This window comes from Tessaracoccus bendigoensis DSM 12906 (assembly GCF_900141915.1).
Taxonomy (GTDB): Bacteria; Actinomycetota; Actinomycetes; order Propionibacteriales; family Propionibacteriaceae; genus Arachnia; species Arachnia bendigoensis.
The window spans coordinates 1-18844 of sequence record NZ_FQZG01000047.1 but is presented as its reverse complement, the minus strand read 5'-3'; the positions used below and the strand labels follow the sequence as shown (position 1 = coordinate 18844).

The window sequence follows — 18844 nt, the reverse complement described above, 5'->3', positions numbered from 1 at the left end:
TGATGAGGAACGAGCCAGGCGTGACGAAACCATGGTGACCCTCAGCGTTGGTTGAGCCGCCTGGTGAGGAACGAGCCAGGCGTGACGAAACCATCTGGCGTACGGTGCATGGTCCCGGCTACAGGTTCTTTGGGTGAGTCCGCGGTCAGGTCACGAGTGGTTTCGTCACGGTCCCCGGCGCTTCGCGCGGTGGGACCGGCTCAACCGGCTGCTGGTTGAGCCGCCTGGTGAGGAACGAGCCAGGCGTGACGAAACCATCTGGCGCACGGTGCGGGGTCCCGGTCACGGCGTCTTTGGGGGAGTTTGTGGGGAGGGTTGTGTTGGTTTCGTCACGGGCCGTTCGTTCCTCACGGCCCGGCTCAACCGACGAGGCCCGGCTCAACCGTCGCGCAGCCCCGGCTCAACCGGCGTGCGGCCTGGCTCAACCGACGCTGCCCGGCTCAACCGACTGCTAGCTCCCGGATTGGTTCAAAGGTCTTGCCTCCCCCAGATTGTTCCCGGTAACATACGGGAGTCCCTTCCCACCATGACGGTGTGTACGGACCGACCCCCCGGAGGAAACAGTGAAGTTCCCGCGTACTCCCATCGCCGTCCTCGCCGCGGCGGCACTTGCCGTCGGCGTCGTCCCGACAATCCCTGCCGCCGCCGAACCGAATGGTCTCGCAGGCAGCGAACAGCTCAGCCTCGCCTTCGACGGTACCCTCACCGATGCCAGCCCCCGGGCGACCTCGGTGTCGATGTTCACCGGCACCGCGTCCTACGTCGACGGGGTCGCAGGCCAGGCCCTCTCTTTCAACGGCTCGAGCGCCGTCAGCCTCGGCACCGGAGCGCACCTTCAGCCGGCCGACCTCACGATCTCGTTCTGGTATCGCCCTGATGCGGCGATGACGGGAGAGCAGGTCTTCGCCTGGTCCAAGACGACCTACAACTCGGAGGGCTGGTACCTCACCGCCGAGAACTCGACTACCCCACTGGCTCTTTCGGTCGGTTCTTCGACCGGGCAGCCCTACAAGGTCGCCGTCGAAGGATCGCGCGACGCGTTCTTCCCGGTGGGGAAGTGGACGCATGTCGTGGTCACCTTCGACCACGCGACCAAGACCGTCGCGTTCTACCGCGACGGCGTACGCCAGAGCGGGGTCGTCAAGTACCCCGTCTCCGTGACCGCGCCCGGCGTGATCACGGCCGAGTCGACCAGCACCAAGACGCTCGGCTGGAACGGACCCACCTACCGGGGTGCGTTCCTCAAGGGCGCCCTCGACGAGTACCGCATCTACGACCGGGCCGCCACCCTTGAAGACGTCGTCGCGCTGACGCAGGAGTTCGACCCGACCTTCGACCCGACGACGATCGCCCGCGCCGACCTCGACTCCCTGACCGTCCCTTCGACCCTCACCCGCAACCACACCCTCTCTACGCAGGGCGGTGGCGGGTCTGAGATCTCGTGGTCCTCCTCCGACGAGACCGTCATCCGGGTCGAGGACGGCGTCGCCGTCGTCACGCGCCCGCCAGACGCGAATGCGGTGGTCACCCTCACCGCGAGCGCCACCTACGGGGGGTCCACCCCTGTCAGCCGCACCTTCGACGTCACCGTCACCCAGGACGGCGTCGACACCTCAAACTACCTCTCGGCCGTCCCCCTCCAGACGGTCACCATCGAGGACGACTACCTGACAAACAGTCGCGAACTGACGGTTGACTACCTGCTGAGCCTCGAACCGGAGAAGTTCCTCAACGGCTTCTACACCACCGCCGGGCTCACGCCGACCGCCACTGCCTACGAGGGCTGGGAGCGCACCTCAGGCACCCGCTTCTCGGGCCACTTCTTCGGCCACTACCTCTCATCGCTGGCACAGGCATGGGCCACCGAGACCGACCAAGCCACGCGCGACCAACTGCTGGCCAAGCTTCAGGTTGCCGTCGACGGACTGAAGGTCACGCAGGACGCCTACGCCCTCCGAGACCCGGCCAACGCCGGCTATGTGTCGCCCTTCGCCATCAACCTGCTCCCCGCCGGGGGCAGCGGGCTACTGGTCCCCTTCTACAACCTGCACAAGGTGGAAGCCGGCCTGATCGACGTCTACCGCTACGCCCCGGCAGCCCTGGGCGAAGACGCCCTCGACGTCGCGTCGAAGTTCGGCACCTGGGTGAAGAACTGGGCGTCCCGCCAGGCAGACCCTGCCGCGATCCTGCGCACCGAGTACGGCGGCATGAACGAGGCCCTCTACAACCTTTACGAGATCACCGGCGACCCCGACCACAAGCGGGCCGCCGAGTACTTCGACGAGGTGACGCTCTTCCGCCAGCTCGCCGCAGGCGACGACGTCCTCAACGGAAAGCACGCCAACACCACCATCCCGAAACTCACCGGCGCCCTGAAGCGCTACGTCCTGTTCACCGACAACGAGACCCTCTACGACCAGCTGAGCGCCACCGAACAGGGCGACCTGAGCATGTACCGGGAAGCGGCCGAGAACTTCTGGCAGATCGTGATCGACGACCACACCTACGCCAACGGCGGCAACTCGCAGTCGGAGCACTTCCATGAGCCGGACACGCTGCACCAGCACGCCACCAACGGCAGCACGTCGGGCTACGGCGAGAACTCGACGGCGGAGGGCTGCAACGAGTACAACATGCTCAAGCTCAGCCGCCTCCTCTTCCAGATCACGAAGGACCGCAAGTACGCCGACTACTACGAGTCGACCCTGATCAACTCCGTCCTGGCCTCGCAGAACCCGGAAACGGGCATGATGACCTACTTCCAGCCGCAGACCGCGGGCTACGCGAAGGTATTCGGGCGCCCCTTCGACGAGTTCTGGTGCGACCACGGCACCGCCATCGAGAGCTACACCAAGCTGGGCGACTCGATCTACTTCGAGGACCCCGAGTCGATCTACGTCAACCAGTTCCGCTCTTCGACGCTCTCCTCGGCCAGGCACAACATCTCCCTCAACACCACCGCAGACGTTCCCGCCACCGACACCGTCACATTCGAAGTCGCCGCCCTCGGCGACGGCGAGGCCTCGGCGAAGCTCAGGATCAGGATCCCTGACTGGGTGGCCGACGCCCCGACCCTGACCGTGAACGGGGAGGCCCGCACGATTGAAGACGTCGACGGCTACGCGGTGGTCGACGTCACCGCGGGCGATGAGCTCACCTGGAAGATCCCCGCGGAGGTCAGCGTCTCGGGTTCCGAGGACCCCGACTGGGTCGCGTTCAAGTACGGCCCCGTGCTGCTGGGCACAGAGCTGAGCCGCAGCAACGTCGACTCCGACTACATCGCAGGCGTCCTGGTGCGGATGGGCACCGCCGACAAGTCGCTCTCAAACGAGGTCACCGTCGCCGATTCATCCCAGTGGCAGGCCGACATCGGCACCAACCTCGTCCGTATCGAAGACGGCGTCAACGCCAACGGCATGACGACCATGCGGTTCAAGCTCCAAAACGTCGACGACGCCTCGGCCGCGCTCACCTTTGAGCCGTACTACAGCCTCTACGACGCCCGCTACGCCACCTACATGACGCTGATCGAGCCGGATTCCGCCGCTTCTCAGGCGAAGATCCGACGTGAGAAGGAGCAGCAGCGGATCGCCGAGTTCACCGTCGACTCGCTGACGTCGTTCGACGACAACAACTCGGAGGCCGACAAGAACTACAAGCACAACCTGTCCTCTGTGGGCGTCTGGCTCGGCCAGCCCTACCGCGACGGGCAACGCTCGACGCAGGCGTTCTTCTCCTACGACATGATCGTCGACCTCGATGCGGACACCAACTACCTCGGCGCGCGCTACTTCGGCGGTGACGCCGGGCGCACGTTCGACGTCTACGTCAACGACGTGCTCCTCAAGCACGAGACGGTCAACAACCGGGCGGGGGCCGATACGTTCTATGTCCAGTACGACGCCATCCCCCAGACGGTGCTAGACGGGATCGAGGCGCGGGACTCCTACAAGCGTGACCAGAACGGCAACTACGTGCTCGACAGCGAGGGTCAGCGGATCCCGGTGGTCACGGTCCGGTTCCACGGCAACGGCAACAGCTACGTTGGAGGCGTCTTCGGTGTCTACACCACCACCAAAACCGGCTACGACACCGACGCCCAGCTTTCGGCTCTGAGCTTCGACGACGCCACCCTGGCCCCCGCCCTCACGACGGGCACCTACGACTACGACCTCACGGTCGCCGAAGACGCGACCAAGGTGTCGATGAACGTCGACCCACACACCCCGAGCGGGCTCGTCCTCCTCGGCGACATCCTGATCGACGACCGTCAGCCACGGGAGATCCCCCTCACGGGAGACGACCAGACGATCACGCTCACCGCCTACGCGCAGGACCACACCACCGCCGTCGACTACACCGTCAGGGTCCAGCGCCAGAACTCGCAGCCCGCGGTCGAAGTCGACGCGACCACGCGGTGCGTGGCCGGGAAGGCGTACCTGGTGGTGCGGGCGCACAACCTCACCGACGGGCCGCTCACCGTCTCCTTCACGGGCACCGAAGCCTCCGGAACCCTGGCCGATGTGGCCCCGGGCGACTGGGGCAGCAAGGCGCTCAACACCCGCAAGGCGTCGCTGTCGGCCGGAACCGTCTCCTTCGAGGCGGCCGGGCAGCAGATCGACGCCACCTACCCTGCGGTCAACTGCCGCTGAAATCAGGAGAATGTCATGCGTTTGAGAGCTGCGATGGCGGTGCTCGGCTCGTTGAGCCTGGCACTTGCCACCACACCTGCTGCACAGGCAGCGCCCGACGACGGACTTGTCGGGGCCTGGGAGTTCAACCAGGCCACCGGCACCTCCGTCCCCAACCTGGTGGCCGGTGCCCCGGCAGCCACGGTCGTCAACGGCAACGACTCGCAGTGGACCGGCGACTCGCTCACCTTCACCGGCGGCGCCAAGACCGGCAGCGGCAACTGGGTCGAGTTGCCGGACGACCTGCTGGCCGGGGCCCGCTCGGCCACCGTCTCCACCGAGGTCAAGATCGACGCCTCGATGAAGAGTTCCTACAACTTCCTCTGGAACATCGGGGCCGACGCGAACACCACGTCCTACTACTTCGCCTCCGTCAAGGACACCCCGCGCACCGCGATCACCACGTCGTCAAACGGAGGCGAACGCAACGCGGGGGCCAAGGCCAACTTCGAGGCGGGCCGTTGGTATTCCCTGACCTCGGTGATCGACGGTGAGGCGGGTACCATCTCACTCTACGTCGACGGCGTGCTGGCCAGCACCACCGCCACCACGCTGACGCCCGGGTCGATCACGAACCAGAGCCTCAACACGATCGGTCGCGCCCCCTGGCCCGACCCGCTGTTCAAGGGCGAGGTCTCGGCGTTCAGGGTGTGGGACCGGGCGCTCCCCGCCTCGGACATCGCCGAGGTGGCGGACCGGGACGCCGCCGTCCACGCCGACGAGTTCGCGGCCGTCGTCGACGGCATCCTCGACGGGGTCGCACCGCTGCGCATCGACGACGACATCCAGGTACTGCCCACCTACTCTGATGCCGTGACCTGGGAGTCATCCGACCCGGCGCTGCGGATTCAGGACGGCGCCGTGGTCGCCGACCTGCCCGAATCGGGGACCACGACCGCCACGCTGACGGCCAGGGCCACCGTCCGTGGGATCAGCGCGACACGCGAGGTGCCCGTGACGCTGGTCGCCAAACCCGCGGCTGACGAGGCCTTCGGCTATCTGATGGTCCACTTCATCGAAGACTCGGCGGGATACGCGGAGAAGATCTACCTCGACGTCTCACGCGGCGACAACCCCGAGCAGTGGGACCCGCTCAACGGCGGAAAAGCGATCCTCGCCTCCCAACTCGGCACCACTGGCGTGCGGGACCCTTACCTGACGTACAACCCCGAATCGAAGACCTGGTACATCATCGCGACCGACCTGCGCGTCTTCGGCGGCGACAACGGCTCCGGCTCCTGCACCTCCTGGTGCCATTGGACGAAGAAGGCCAGCGTCAAGCTCAACATCTGGGAGTCGCAGGATCTGGTCACGTGGTCGGATCTGCGCCAGATCGACGTCACGCTCGACGGCGACGGCGTGCCGCAGGCGAATCTGGGCATGGCGTGGGCACCTGAGGCGACCTGGGTGCCCGACTACAACGGTGAGGGCGAGGGCGCGTTCGTCGTCTACTGGTCCTCGAACGTGTACCCGACCGCCGAGCAGACGGGCACGACCTACTCGCGCGTCCTCTGGGGGGCCACCACCGACTTCACGCAGGAGGACTGGGCATACGGCGGCGTCATGATCGACACGGGCGCCAACGTCATCGACACCACCGTCATCCAGAACGACGGCGTGACCTACCGGCTCACCAAGGACAACGGCACCGGCCGGGGCATCTACATGGAGAAGAGCGAGTCCGCCACCTGGTGGCTGGCGTCGACGGCGTGGACCAGCATCCAGACCAGGATCGGCGCCAGTTGGGCTGGCGGCAACGCCGGAGGAGTCGAGGGCCCCGCCGTGTTCAAGCGGCACGACGACGACCGCTGGTACCTCTACGTCGACGTCATCCCGTCGACCGGGTACCGACCCTTGTCTACCACCGATCTGGACGGCGGCTGGACGGTGCTGGACAGCCCCGACTTCTATATGGCGCCAAGCACCAAGCACGGCGGGATCGTCACGCTCAACAGGGCCCAGTACGACACCGTCCGGGCTGCGGACGCGACCAGTGCGGTGTCGCCGGAGTTGGGAGCTTTCACCGTCGAGGGTGACGCCGACGCCGTCCGCGACGCGCTCCCGGCAACGGCCGAGGTCGAGCTGGCCTACGGTCGCGGAACGGCTGAGCTGCCGGTGCGGTGGGACGTGAGCCCGATCGACGGGCCGGGAACCTACGAGGTGACCGGTGTGGTCGCCTCCATCGGGGCGAACCTGAACGACTGGGTCGGCGAGGGCGGTTCGACCGCGTGGAACGCGCGGGACCGGACGCTGAGGTCGTCGACGGCGATCGAGGTGAGCGCCAGCGTCACGGTGCGTTCGACGGTCAGCGTTGCCGCGGCGACGCGCTGCGTGGCAGGGAAGGTGACGGTCGTGGTGACGGTGACCAACCCGGGTGAGGCTGCGGTCACCGATCAGGTGGTCACCCCATGGGGCAACAGGTCGCTCACGGTGGGTGCCGGGCGATCCTCCTCGCTCGCGTTCAGCACCAGGAGCGCGGCGATCGGCTCGGGCATGGTCTCGTTCGGCGGCATCGGGTCGACGGTGCAGGGGGCCACCTGCGGGGGGTGAGGTGACCCCGTCGCTGCGGGGGCACCTGCCTGCTTCCCGGTTCCGGAAAGAGGACGGTGCCGCCCACATCGGTCGCTTCTTCAGAACCGGGTCGGTCTCTGGCGCAGAATGGAAGCTATGGATCAGAGTGAGGCTCGAAACGAGTTGCGTTCCGCCATTTACGGTGGCGACATCGACTTTCTGAAGGACGTGCTTTCAGGGCCGGCGTGGCCCGATGACTCGCTGCAGTTGCTGGGAGATGCCGTACTCATGATCACCCGGGAGCGCGCGGACGACATTGAGTCCGCTGCCCGTCGGTGTGTGAAGGAGCTGCGGTATCGCGACTGGGAAGGTGACGTTCAGCTCGCCGTCCAGATCGAGGCGGCCCTCGGATGGGGGCCAAGTCCGCTGCTGCGTCCTCTGCCGGTGGATCTTGAGGAGTTGGCTGGGTCGCTGGAGGGCGACCCGATGGACGGTGGTGGAGCGATCGACCTTCGGGACGGCCAGGTGTGGCCGAAATCCGTCTGGGACAACGATTCGGAGGACTGGGATCTCGGAGACCCGGATGACGACGAGCGCTGGTTGTGGTTCGGCTCCGAGGGTTCCAGATCGGGCTACCAGGACATGGAGTCCTTCATCGACATGGTGGAGGATGAACAAGTCGCGGAACGCCTCGCGTGGGCGATCCAGGGGCGGGGGGCGTTCCGCCGGTTCAAGGATGCGCTTGACTGGTATCCGGAACTCCAGACCCGTTGGTACGGGTTCTCTGAGGATCGCCATCTCGGCCGGGCACGAGCCTGGTTGGCCGCTGAGGGCTACCATCCCGTACCCCGCGTTGAGTGAGTCAGGGTCGCGCGCCGGTTGAGCCGGGCTGCGCGTTGGTTTAGCCGGGCCGTGCGTTGGTTGAGCCGGGCCGTGAGGAACGAACGGCCCGTGACGAAACCCGGCAACCAGCGGCCAAACCGCGCCACCGTCGCCGCTCCAGGCGCTGAGGCGTGCATAGATCTCTGTATGCGTCGAGGCAGGCCCGTATTGCGACTGCCTCCACACATGCAGAGATCTGTGCACAGCCCGGACGGTCGGACGGTCGGACGGAGCGACCGCATGCCGGGCTGCGCGTTGGTTGAGCCGGGCCGTGAGGAACGAACGGCCCGTGACGAAACCATCGTGACCATTCCCGCTGACCCTCCCAAGAGCCTGTGGACCAGATCCTGCACCGGCAACCAGCGGCCAAACCGCGCCACCGTCCCCGCCCAGGCGCTGAGGCGTGCATAGATCTCTGTATGCGTCGAGGCAGGCCCGTATTGCGACTGCCTCCACACATGCAGAGATCTGTGTACAGCCTGGACGGTCGGACGGTCGGACGGTCGGACGGAGCGACCGCATGCCGGGCGATTCATCCCGCTGTCCGAGCACGTCGTCTGATCTGACCGGGTAGATCACGGACGAGCCAACACCGAATAACCCTTGACATCGCCAGTGTTCCCGGTAACAATTTGGTGACGGCTCAGAACGGACTGAGTGATTAGGAGTGCAACGATGCGCAGGACGAGGCTTCAGGCAGGCGTGGGCGGTGTCCTCGCGGGTGCCCTGCCGCAAGCTCTGGCTCTGGTTATCCCGCCTGCCAACCTTGGGCTTTCACCGTCGACGACCACCATCCAGGCCGGTCAGGTTACCGTCCGAACCACCACCGCAGAGGGCGTCACCGAGGCGACCGCGGGGCACTCTGCCCTCAACTGCACCTGAACCACATATCAGCGTCGGTCGCCGACCGTCGCACCAACCCGGCCGAAGGCCACACGAAATGGAGTTGATTTCCCATGAAGTCGTTCGCAACACGGACGTCAATTGCAGCTGTCGGCGGCCTCCTCGTCGCGGGCGTCGGCCTCGCGGCCGTTGCCGATACCCAGCACGGCCCCGACCAGGGTGTCGATGTCAACGTCTCGATCGAGGCCATCGACGAGCCGGGCGTGCTGGCCATGACCGTGGCCGACGACGCGGTCACGCTCACCGAGACCGCATCGAGCGACCCGACGGCTCGCGAGTTCGAGGGCACCCTTCCGACGGTGACCGTCACGGACACCCGCACCGCTGACGAGATCGGCGATGGGTACTTCTGGTACGTCGTCGGCCAGGCAAGCGACTTCACCGGGCCGGCCGCGCTCGGGGCCAAGGACCTGGGGTGGACCCCGTACCTGATCGATGACGATTCCGACGGCCAGGTCGTCGCGGGCGAGGAGGTCGCCCCAGAGCTCGATACCGCCGCTGCGCCCGACAACGTCGGTCTTGTCGACAGGGAACTGCTCGCCATGGCGATGGACTCCGCCGGTGTTGTCGATGCGGGTAGTTGGTCCGCCCAGGCTGACCTGCGGCTCAAGACCCCAATCGATCAGGCGGCCGGCGACTACACCTCGGTGCTGACCCTCTCCCTGTGGGAAGACGCCTTCTGAGCGACGCTCAGCGTTGGTTGAGCCGGGCCGAGAGGTTCGAGCGGCCCGAAGCTGGTTGAGCCGCCCGGCGAGCGCCAGCGAGTAGGCGTGTCGAAACCACCTGGCGCCCGGTGCAGGGTTCTGACCGTAGGTTCTTTGGTGAAGGTCACGGTTCGTGACCTGTCGAGGGTTCCTGCGGAGGGTTGCGTTTCGTCACGCCTGGTTCGTTCCTCACCAGGCGGCTCAACCGGCTGTTGGTTGAGCCGCGCCGAAGGAGCGTCAGCGACGCCTGCGCGTGTCGAAACCACCTGGCGCCCGGTGCAGGAACCTGACCGTAGGTTCTTTGGTGAAGGTCACGGTTTGTGGCCTGTCGAGGGTTCCTGCGTGAGGTTGCGGTGGTTTCGTCACCGGCCCCGGCGCTTCGCGCGGGTGGCCGGGCTCAACCGGCGTGTGGCGGGGCTCAACCTGCACGTGGCCGGGAACCGGCGTGTGGCCGGGCTCAACCGTTGACCCAAGAACTGCAACAAGCAACAGAGAGGCAATGATGCCCATTCACAACCGCAGGCGTGGGCTTTCCGCGCTACTCGCGGGAGCCCTGGTGGCGACCGCGATCGCCTTCTCGGCCACCCCGGCAGAGGCTGCCGAGCCCGTGGCCCATTTCCCGCTGAATCAGGCGGCCCTCAGCGCGGACGCCCTCAACCCCGGCCAATCCATCGGCCGCGACGGCGGCACCTGGACGGCGACCCACGTCGACCTGGGCGCCCGGCCCCACAATGACCACGTCGCGGGCGACACCCCGGCGGGGGCCAAAGTCACCGGCAGCACCCTGGCCGTCTCACTCGACTTCCTCCTGCCCTCCACGCAGCCGCGCTCAGTGACGAGCAACAGTGCCCTCCTGATCTACGGCGGCCACACCGACTACAAGGCCGACAGCCTCCGGATCAACCCGTTCTACACCTCGACGCAGGCCGCGGTGGTGCTGCAACAGGGAGGTGCCTCCGCGGTCACGCTGCCGTTCCCGCGCCCCAGCGATGACGTCTGGCACAACATTGTCGTCTCCATCGACGGCGCCACCGACGGGAAGCTGCGGGTCCACGTCGACGGCGACCTAGTCGCCGAGGCCAGCTCTCAGGGGATCGGAGCGACGCAGCTCGGGAACCAGTCGCTCCGGATCGGGCGCGACCCGAGCCCGATCAACATTGCCGGCTCGTACCGTGATCTCAGGGTGCTTGCAGCACTGCCCAGTGACGCCGATATCGATGCCTTCGCCGAAGCCAACCGCGATTTCGCGTGGGAGAAGCTGCTTGCTGCGCACCCCTTCGACGACGCGCTCGTGACGGGCGATCTCACGCTCCTCAAGGGCAACGACCTCCAGTGGAGCGTGCCGGCAGGGCAGAGCGCCCTCACTGCAGATGGCAAGGTGACCCGCGCGGTCGACGACCGGCCGGTCTCCCTCACCCTCACGCACCGCGGCCAGAGCCACACGTTCGCCATGACGGTCGCCGGGACTTCGAGCAACGTCGTCCCCACCGACGGCCTGCTGGCCGCCTACGATTTCTCGGAGGTTTCGGGTTCGACGCTGCGTGACCAGTCGGGCAACGGCAACGACGCCACCGTCGCCGGGGGAAACGCCTGGAAGGGCGGTTTCCTGGACTTCACCGGGGCAAACCATGTGGCCCTGCCAGCCAATCTGCTCGCGGGCCGTACCGCGGCGACTCTGGTGGTAGAGACGAACCCGGCCAGCCTGCAAGGCGCGGTGTTCCTCTGGAACATCGGCGGTTCCGGGAATGCCGCAACCGGCCAGTTCTTCATCCAGCCGGTGCAGAACCGACTGAGCATCTCGAAGACCAACTATTCCGCGGAGCAGACCGTCACCGCGAACACGCCGCTGACCGTCGGTCGTTGGCAGTCGGTCGCCGCCACCATTGAGCGCAACGTCGACGGTGTCACTTCGACCATGCGGCTCTACCTCGACGGCACCCTCGTCGGGCAGAAGACCGACTCGGCGACGAACCTCAACGACCTCGCCGTCCACACCATGAACTACCTCGGCCGCAGCGCCTACAGCGGTGACTCGCTCTACCGGGGCCAGATGAGCGCGGTGCGGATCTACGACAAGGCCCTGACGGCGTCTGAGATCGGCACGATCGCCGACAATGACGCATCCGATTCTGCCGCCGAGACCGTGGCCTCGATCGACCTTGCCGCAGCCAACACGCAGGACCTCACAAGCATTGAGGACGACATCGTGCTTCCGACGTGGGGTGGCGTCACCTGGGCCTCCGAGCCCGGCGTCATCGATGGTGATGGGACCGTTCACCAGGCGGCGTCCGAGACCGACGTCACGCTCACCGCGACGGCCACCGTCCGCGGGCAGAGCGCCCAGAGGTCCTTTGAGGTCACCGTGCTGCAGGCACCGGCGGACCAGGAGCGCGCCCAACGCGACCTGGACGCCGTCGTCATCCCGAACGCCGACGACGTGCGCGGCAACGTCCATCTGCCGACGCTGGGCCAACGCGACGGGTCGACCATCGCCTGGTCGTCCAGCGACGAGTCGATCGTGTCGACCTCGCAGGTCGGAGAGGTGGCGCCCGGCAAGGTGACCAGGCCGTCAGGCCTCGACACCGTTGTCTCGCTGACGGCGACCGCTACCTACAACGGCGCGACGGCGACCCGCACGATCCCTCTGAACGTGAAGCGCTCCTTCACGATGGGGGAGACCACCGATTACCTGTTCACGCACTTCACGGGCACCGAAGGGAGCCAGAAGGACGAACAGATCTACATGGCGACCAGCCGTGACGCGGTGACTTTCACCGATACCCGGGCCAACGGCGATCCCGTCCTGAGCCTCGCGCCAGGGGAGGGTGACGGCGGAGTCCGTGACCCGTATCTCGTGCGTTCCGGCGAGGGCGACCGCTTCTTCCTGATCGCCACCGATCTGAGCATCAACCTGCGAGGCGGCTGGGGCAACGCGCAGGCCACCGAGACGGGCTCGCTCGACCTGGTCGTTTGGGAGTCGACCGACCTCGTCAACTGGAGCGAGGCCCGGTTCGTCGATGTGGCGGGCAGCATCCCGAACGCCGGGATGGCCTGGGCGCCCGAGGCGTTCTGGGACGAGGAGACCGGCCAGTATTACGTCTATTGGGCCACGCGGGCCGACGGCAACACGCAGTTCGGTGACAGCGTCGACATCTACTTGTCGACCACCCGCGACTTCGTCACCTTCTCCGATCCGATCAACTGGATCGACCGGGAGCACTCGATCATCGACACGACGATGATCAAGGTCGGCGACTGGTACTACCGTGCCTCCGCCGACGGCCAGATCACCATCGAGAAGTCGAAGAAGTTGCAGACGGTGACCGCCTCCGCCCAGCCGGCCACGTCGGGCTCGGAGAATGACTGGGTGCTTGTCGGGACGCTGAACTCGATTCTCGGCGGTAGCGGCACCTGCAGCGCGGGCACCCTGTTTACCGGAGCGTGCCTTGAGGGGCCGGAGCTGTTCGAGTACAACGTCGACGACCGAGGTGCGGCTGCGGAACTGTACGGGCTGCTGGCCGACCAGTATGCGGTCGGCCGAGGCTATGTGCCGTTCAGCACGACCAACCTGGCATCGACGAACCGGGCCGATTGGCGCAAGGTGACCGAGGTCGACTTCGGGCCGTTGAAGAAGCGCCATGGCGGCATCCTGACCATCACGGACCAGGAGTACCGGCGCGTGATGTTCCACCTCGCAGGTGTGGGTACCGATCCGGACCCGAAGGTTGAGGTGTCGACGACGACGCGATGCGTCGCAGGCAGAGTCGTCCAGGTTGCACAGGCGAGGAATACGGGGTCGACGGCGGTGACGGTCGACGTGACGTCGCCGTACGGCGTGCGGAAGGCCGTCGCTGTTGCCCCCGGAAAGACGGCGTCGGTGAGTTTCAGCACCCGGGTCGCCTCGATGGGCGCGCACAGCGTGTCGTTCGACGTGACAGCCGCGTCGGCGAAGTTGGCGTTGTCGGCCCCGGCTGCTGCGGCGAGCTGCGTTGGTTGAGCCGTCCGAAGCCGGTTGAGCCGCCCGAAGCCGGTTGAGCCGGGCGGCGAGGAACGAGCCGCCCGTGTCGAAACCACCTGGCGCCCGGTGCAGGAACCTGACCACAGGTCCCTGGTCAGGTCACGGTTTGTGACCTGTCCAGGGTTCCTGCGTGAGGTTGCGGTGGTTTCGTCACGCCTGGTTCGTTCCTCACCAGGCGGCTCAACCGGCGCTGGTCGAAACCCTCTGGCGCCCGGTGCAGGAACCCGGCCACAGATCCCTGGTCGCGGCCATCTGTCCAAGGTCCCTGGTCAAGGTCACGGTGGTTTCGTCACGCCTGGTTCGTTCCTCACCAGGCGGCTCAACCTGCTGCTGGTTGAGCCGGGCCGCGAGGAACGAGCGGCCCGTGTCGAAACCCTCTGGCGCCCGGTGCAGGAACCTGACCACAGGTCCCTGGTCAAGGTCACGGTGGTTTCGTCACGCCTGGTTCGTTCCTCACCAGGCGGCTCAACCTGCTGCTGGTTGAGCCGGGCCGCGAGGAACGAGCGGCCCGTGTCGAAACCCTCTGGCGCCCGGTGCAGGAACCTGACCACAGGTCCCTGGTCAAGGTCACGGTGGTTTCGTCACGCCTGGTTCGTTCCTCACCAGGCGGCTCAACCGGCGCTGGTCGAAACCACCTGGCGCCCGGTGTCAGCCGCAGGTTGTCGCAGCGTACGACGCCTCCAATTCCCGGCTGGCCGTACCGTCAGACGCCGTGATCGACACCGACCCCGTCGGCAACTGTGCTACGCGCGTGCTGACCGTCACCGACGACGTCCTGCCCGGCTGAACCGTCAGCAACCTCGTCCCGTACGCCGTGACCGCCTGGGTGGAAACCGCCTTGTCAGCCCCGTTGGTGACCGACACAGCCAGCACGGCCTTGCCCGCCACGCAGCGTGCGACCGCCACGGCCGAAACGTCCAGCAAGTCGCCGGGTTCGACGGTGACCGTGAAGCTGACCTGCCGGTTCACGGGTGCGATCCGTTCGTCGTCGGTCATGTCGAGGATCGGCTGCCCGTCCGCGGCCCAGAACACCTGCCGAACGCCCGCGTCGCGAGACCCACCCGTCGACGACTTCGCGTGGTAGACGAAGTACAGGTCGCCGAATTCGTCGTTGAAGAACGCGCTGTGGCCTGGGCCGTACTCCTTCAGTGCCGGGTTCGACTTGACCACCGGCGCGTTGTTCGTAGTCCAGTTCGCCAGGTCGGTGAGGTCGGAGCCTTCCGGGGCGGACATCAGGCCGACGGCGTAGGTTGCGTCGATGTTCGAGGCCGAGTAGGTCAACCAGACCCGCCCCCCATGCACGGTGAAGTAGGCACCCTCCGTCACGTCTCCGGTGATCTGCTCCCAGCTCAGGTCGGCCGGGTTGAGCACCTTCGGCTCCGACTTCAGCCGGAACGTCGACGAGTCATATTCGGCGATCCACAGTTCGGCGTCGGCCATGCCGGAGCCGGTACCGCCCGGGTGCGACCCGGAGGTGTAACGCTGCGACCAAACCGCGTACTCCGTGCCCGAGACCTTGTCCTGGTAGTGGGTCATGTCCAGGCTGATCCCGGGGTTCGCGGCCGAGAGCTGAAGCGGCGACCCGTCGGCCTTCAGCACCTTGAGGGGCTTTCCCCAATCGGCAGGGTTGGCCGGGTCACCGCCGTCCTTAAGCCGGACGACAGTCGACACGACCCGGTTCCATGCGGCTGTCCCATAGCAGGGCGCGAACCACACCTCGAGTCCACCGTTGACCTCCATGATGTCCGGGGCCCAGAAGCAGCCCATCATCCGGGTGCCGTCGGTGGCCGACTGTGTGTTGTTCACGATCCGGATCTCGGGCGCATCGGCAAGGCCTGCGATGGTGTCGGCCACACGGATCGGCAGCCCGACCGAGCCGACGTTGTTGTCGTCCCAGGTGGAGGCCATGATGTATCGACCCTCCCAGTAGATGATCGTCGGATCGGCTCGACGAGCGGCCAACGGGAACAGGTTCTTCTGGTCACGCACCGTGCCGGTGACGGTGTAGGTGCCTGGCTTGTTCCAGTCGACGGCTGCGGCCCCGGCCGCGTCCCAATCCACCTGCCGCTCGACCTCGGTACCGTCGGTGTACCCGAGCCGGGCCTTCACCGTCGACAGGTCGAGCGGTTGGCCGACCGTCGTGCTGGTTTCGCCGGTGACGCTGACCGAATCGTTGTAGATCCTGCCGAACCGAACCTCGAGCGCATCGGCGGTGGCGTCGTCGACGATGATCTCGTTTACTGGTCGGGCGCCCTCGAAATCGACGAGGGGAGCGGATCCGGTGACGATAGGTCCTTCGGTCCGCGCCGACCCGATGGCCTCGTTGCCGGTTGCGGCGTCGAAGAGTGAGGCGACGGAGCCAGACCGCCATGCCCCGTCGGCTCCACGCCACCCGATGAGGTAGGTATGCGTTGCCGTGTCGCGGATCACCCGCGGCGACGTGACCGCGCCCTCCGAGACGCCGACGTCCCCCACATACGTGAACTGGCGCAGGTCCTCGGAGGTGAAGTAGGCGAGGCGACCCGACTTCGACGCCAGTGGTGCGCCGGAAGCGTTGCCGATGGTCGCGACGACCCCGTAGCCGCCGTCCCCGTCGTGGAAGATCCACGGCTCAAGCAGCGTGGTCGTGTCATAGAGGTGGTCGGCCGTCCTCAGTCCGGTCGCGAAGAGCACGCCGGTGTTGTCGTGCAGCGCCACAAAGTCGTCACCGTGCCTGGCCAGGCCGAGATGCAGCGAGTTGGCCAAGCCGGCGGCGTACTCCTGGGTCGACTTGGCCGCGCGGGTGTAGCCGAGCACCTGGTTCGCATCGGCCAACACGCGGACGGCGAACTCCTTCTCGACGATGCCGACGCCGGTGTCGATCGTGGCGGTGACGGTGCCTGAGGCGTCCGAAGCCGCCGTCAGCGCTCCGTCGCGCAGGGCGAGCCCCGCGCCGGAGACCGCGTAGTCGAGCTCCACGCCGTCTGGCAGGCTGGGGAGTTGGGTGCCGCTGGCCAGCACCGGGTCGAGCACGAATTGGTGCTGGTAGTAGTCGGCCAGGCTGGCGGCGGGCAACGTCGTGACGGCGAAGTCACGGCTGGCCGAGGAGCCGCCGTCAGCCGTGGTGGCGGTCAGCGTCGCGCTGCCACGCGAGGCGCCGAGAGTGACGGTGCCGGTGGCGTCGACGACGCCTGGGTCGCTCGACGACCACACGACGGGCAGCCCGTTCGAGGTGGTGGGCAGGCTCAGGTTGGTGGCGACGTCGGCGGTGTTGCCGAGGTCGATGGCCGTCACGGCGGCGCGGGCGCGGGCGAAGCCCAACTCGTCGGCCGTTAGGGCTTTGTCATAGATGCGGAAGTCTCGGAAGGTGGCCGCGAGGTACTTGTCGCCTGAGTACTGCGAGCGGCCGATCAGGTTGTTGCTGGTGGTGCCGCCGCCGATGTCGCGCGGCTTCACCGTCACCCCGGTCGCGCGGGCGACCTGCACGCCGTCCTGGTACAGCGTCGCGACGCCGGCCGAGTCGAGGGTGTAGGTCAGCGTCACCCAGCGGTCGCGGGGCAGTGCGGAGCCCTTGTTCACGTTCTGTTCGGTCGCGTATCCACCGGTCGTGATGGCGGTGCGGTAGGTGTCGCCGGTGGTGAACAGGTACCCGGCCGTGGACGAACGGCCCAGCGTCCAGATGAAGTAGGGGGTCGCCTGGCTCGCTCGGATGTTGACGTCCATCGAGACGCTGATCTCGTCCAGCCCGGTCATCAGATCATTGGGCAGCGACAGGTAGTCGTCGACGCCATCGAGCACGACGCCGACGCCGGAGGTCACGCTCGCGCCGGCTCGTGCCGTGGCTGGTGCGCCGCCCTGGGTGTCGTTGAAGTTGCTGGTCAGGGGGTAGTGGTGGACGGGTTCGAGGGTTTCGCCCTCGCCATGGGGCTTCACGGTGACGGTGATTGGTGCCCCGGGCGTGGAGGCATCCCCGATGGTGTAGGTCGGCGTCAGGGTGACGTTCGCGTCGGGTTGCCCTGCCGCCGGACGGGTGACCGCCCCCGTCGGGGAGACTACGCCGGGGTTGCTGCTGGCCCACGTCACAGTCGAACCGCCGGCAGCAGCGGTGGGCAGGGTCAAGGAGCGGGTGACGGCGGAGGTGTCGCCCAGGTCGATGCCGGTGACGGCGTCTGCCGCGGTGATCGCGGCATAGGTGTCGTGTCCGACGGCGAGGAGGTCTTCACTGCTGAGCGCCGCGTTGTAGACGCGGAAGTCGTCGATGGCGCCGGCGAAGTTCGGGTCGGCTGAGAAGAAGGAGCGCCCCAGGTAGCCGGAGGCGGTGGTGTTGCCGAGCGCTGCTGCACCCGTCAGCGTCGTCGCGCTGCGGGCGACCTCGACGCCATTGAGGTAGGTGGCGATGCTTTGACCGCTCTTGAGTACCACCGCGACGTGGCTCCAGTTCGTGCCGAGCGGGCCGGTGGCCGTGGCGCGCACTTCCGACGACGAGCGGACGGCGCCGAACAGGTTCCCGCCGCACGACGGGGTGGCGAACAGATAGGAACTCGACGACGTGCCGAGCGCATAGGCCCAGGTGCACACCTGGCCGCCGTCCCAGTCGACCCAGGCCGACATGGTGACGTCGCCCGTTGCCGTCAGCACACCCGGGGGAAGAGTCACGTAGGCGGCGGTTGAGGTGGAGGCGCCGCCTGGCAGTCGGAGGGCGGATCCGTTGCCGCCTGGTCCGGAGACGACCGAGGCACCGCTGCCTTGGACGGTGCCGTCGAAGTTCGCCGCCACATCCTCGATGAGGGTGCCGGAGGCGGCGGTCGTGGCGGACTCGAAGTCGTAGTGGAGCACGGGCGCGGGGGGCGCGGCCGAAGCTGTCGGGGGTTGGGCGAAAAGGCCGGTTGAGAGGATCGCGGCGGCCAAGCCGGTTGCGATTGCTCTTGATCTGGACCGCATGTGTAGGGCTCCTTTGCTCGGTATCCATCGGCATGTCTGTTGGGGGGCGGACCCAGTTGACTCATGTGGCACCTTCGCCAGCATGTTCCCGGTAACAATCTCACGTTAAGGTAGGCGAAGGCAAGGGGTGAGAGGTTTGTGGACCGGCCCAGCCAAAGTTGGTTGAGCCGGGCCGAGAGGAACGAGCCGCCCACTCACAGTTGGTTGAGCCGGGC

Annotated in this window: 7 protein-coding genes; 6 read left to right on the top strand and 1 reads right to left on the bottom strand. The window is 66.9% G+C overall.

Features of this window, described 5'->3' with window-relative positions; translation table 11 throughout:
• The first annotated feature begins 563 nt into the window (after window positions 1-563).
• The 6 genes from BUC15_RS12295 to BUC15_RS12270 all read left to right on the top strand — a co-directional run bounded on the left by BUC15_RS12295 (window position 564) and on the right by BUC15_RS12270 (window position 13688).
• A complete protein-coding gene (locus BUC15_RS12295) occupies window positions 564-4652 on the top strand; it encodes a beta-L-arabinofuranosidase domain-containing protein (protein ID WP_073188716.1) in 4089 nt (1362 codons plus the stop codon).
• A 15-nt stretch (window positions 4653-4667) separates the two neighbouring features.
• Window positions 4668-7241, top strand: a complete 2574-nt coding sequence (locus tag BUC15_RS12290; RefSeq protein ID WP_084189565.1) for a LamG-like jellyroll fold domain-containing protein — start codon at window positions 4668-4670, stop codon at window positions 7239-7241.
• 117 nt (window positions 7242-7358) lie between these two features.
• A complete protein-coding gene (locus BUC15_RS12285) occupies window positions 7359-8063 on the top strand; it encodes a UPF0158 family protein (RefSeq protein WP_073188711.1) in 705 nt (234 codons plus the stop codon).
• Between the two features lie 696 nt (window positions 8064-8759).
• Window positions 8760-8966 (top strand): hypothetical protein, encoded by a 207-nt coding sequence (locus BUC15_RS12280; protein WP_073188708.1) that lies wholly within the window; start codon window positions 8760-8762, stop codon window positions 8964-8966.
• 74 nt (window positions 8967-9040) lie between these two features.
• Complete coding sequence (locus BUC15_RS12275; RefSeq protein WP_073188706.1) at window positions 9041-9670, top strand: hypothetical protein; 630 nt, start codon at window positions 9041-9043, stop codon at window positions 9668-9670.
• A gap of 523 nt (window positions 9671-10193) precedes the next feature.
• Window positions 10194-13688 carry a LamG-like jellyroll fold domain-containing protein gene (locus BUC15_RS12270; RefSeq protein ID WP_175558320.1) on the top strand — a complete coding sequence of 1165 codons (3495 nt, stop codon included), beginning with the start codon at window positions 10194-10196 and terminating at the stop codon, window positions 13686-13688.
• Between the two features lie 669 nt (window positions 13689-14357).
• Here BUC15_RS12270 and BUC15_RS12260 read toward each other — a convergent pair.
• Window positions 14358-18629 (bottom strand): LamG-like jellyroll fold domain-containing protein, encoded by a 4272-nt coding sequence (locus BUC15_RS12260; RefSeq protein ID WP_073188700.1) that lies wholly within the window; start codon window positions 18627-18629, stop codon window positions 14358-14360.
• Window positions 18630-18844: the final 215 nt, after the last annotated feature.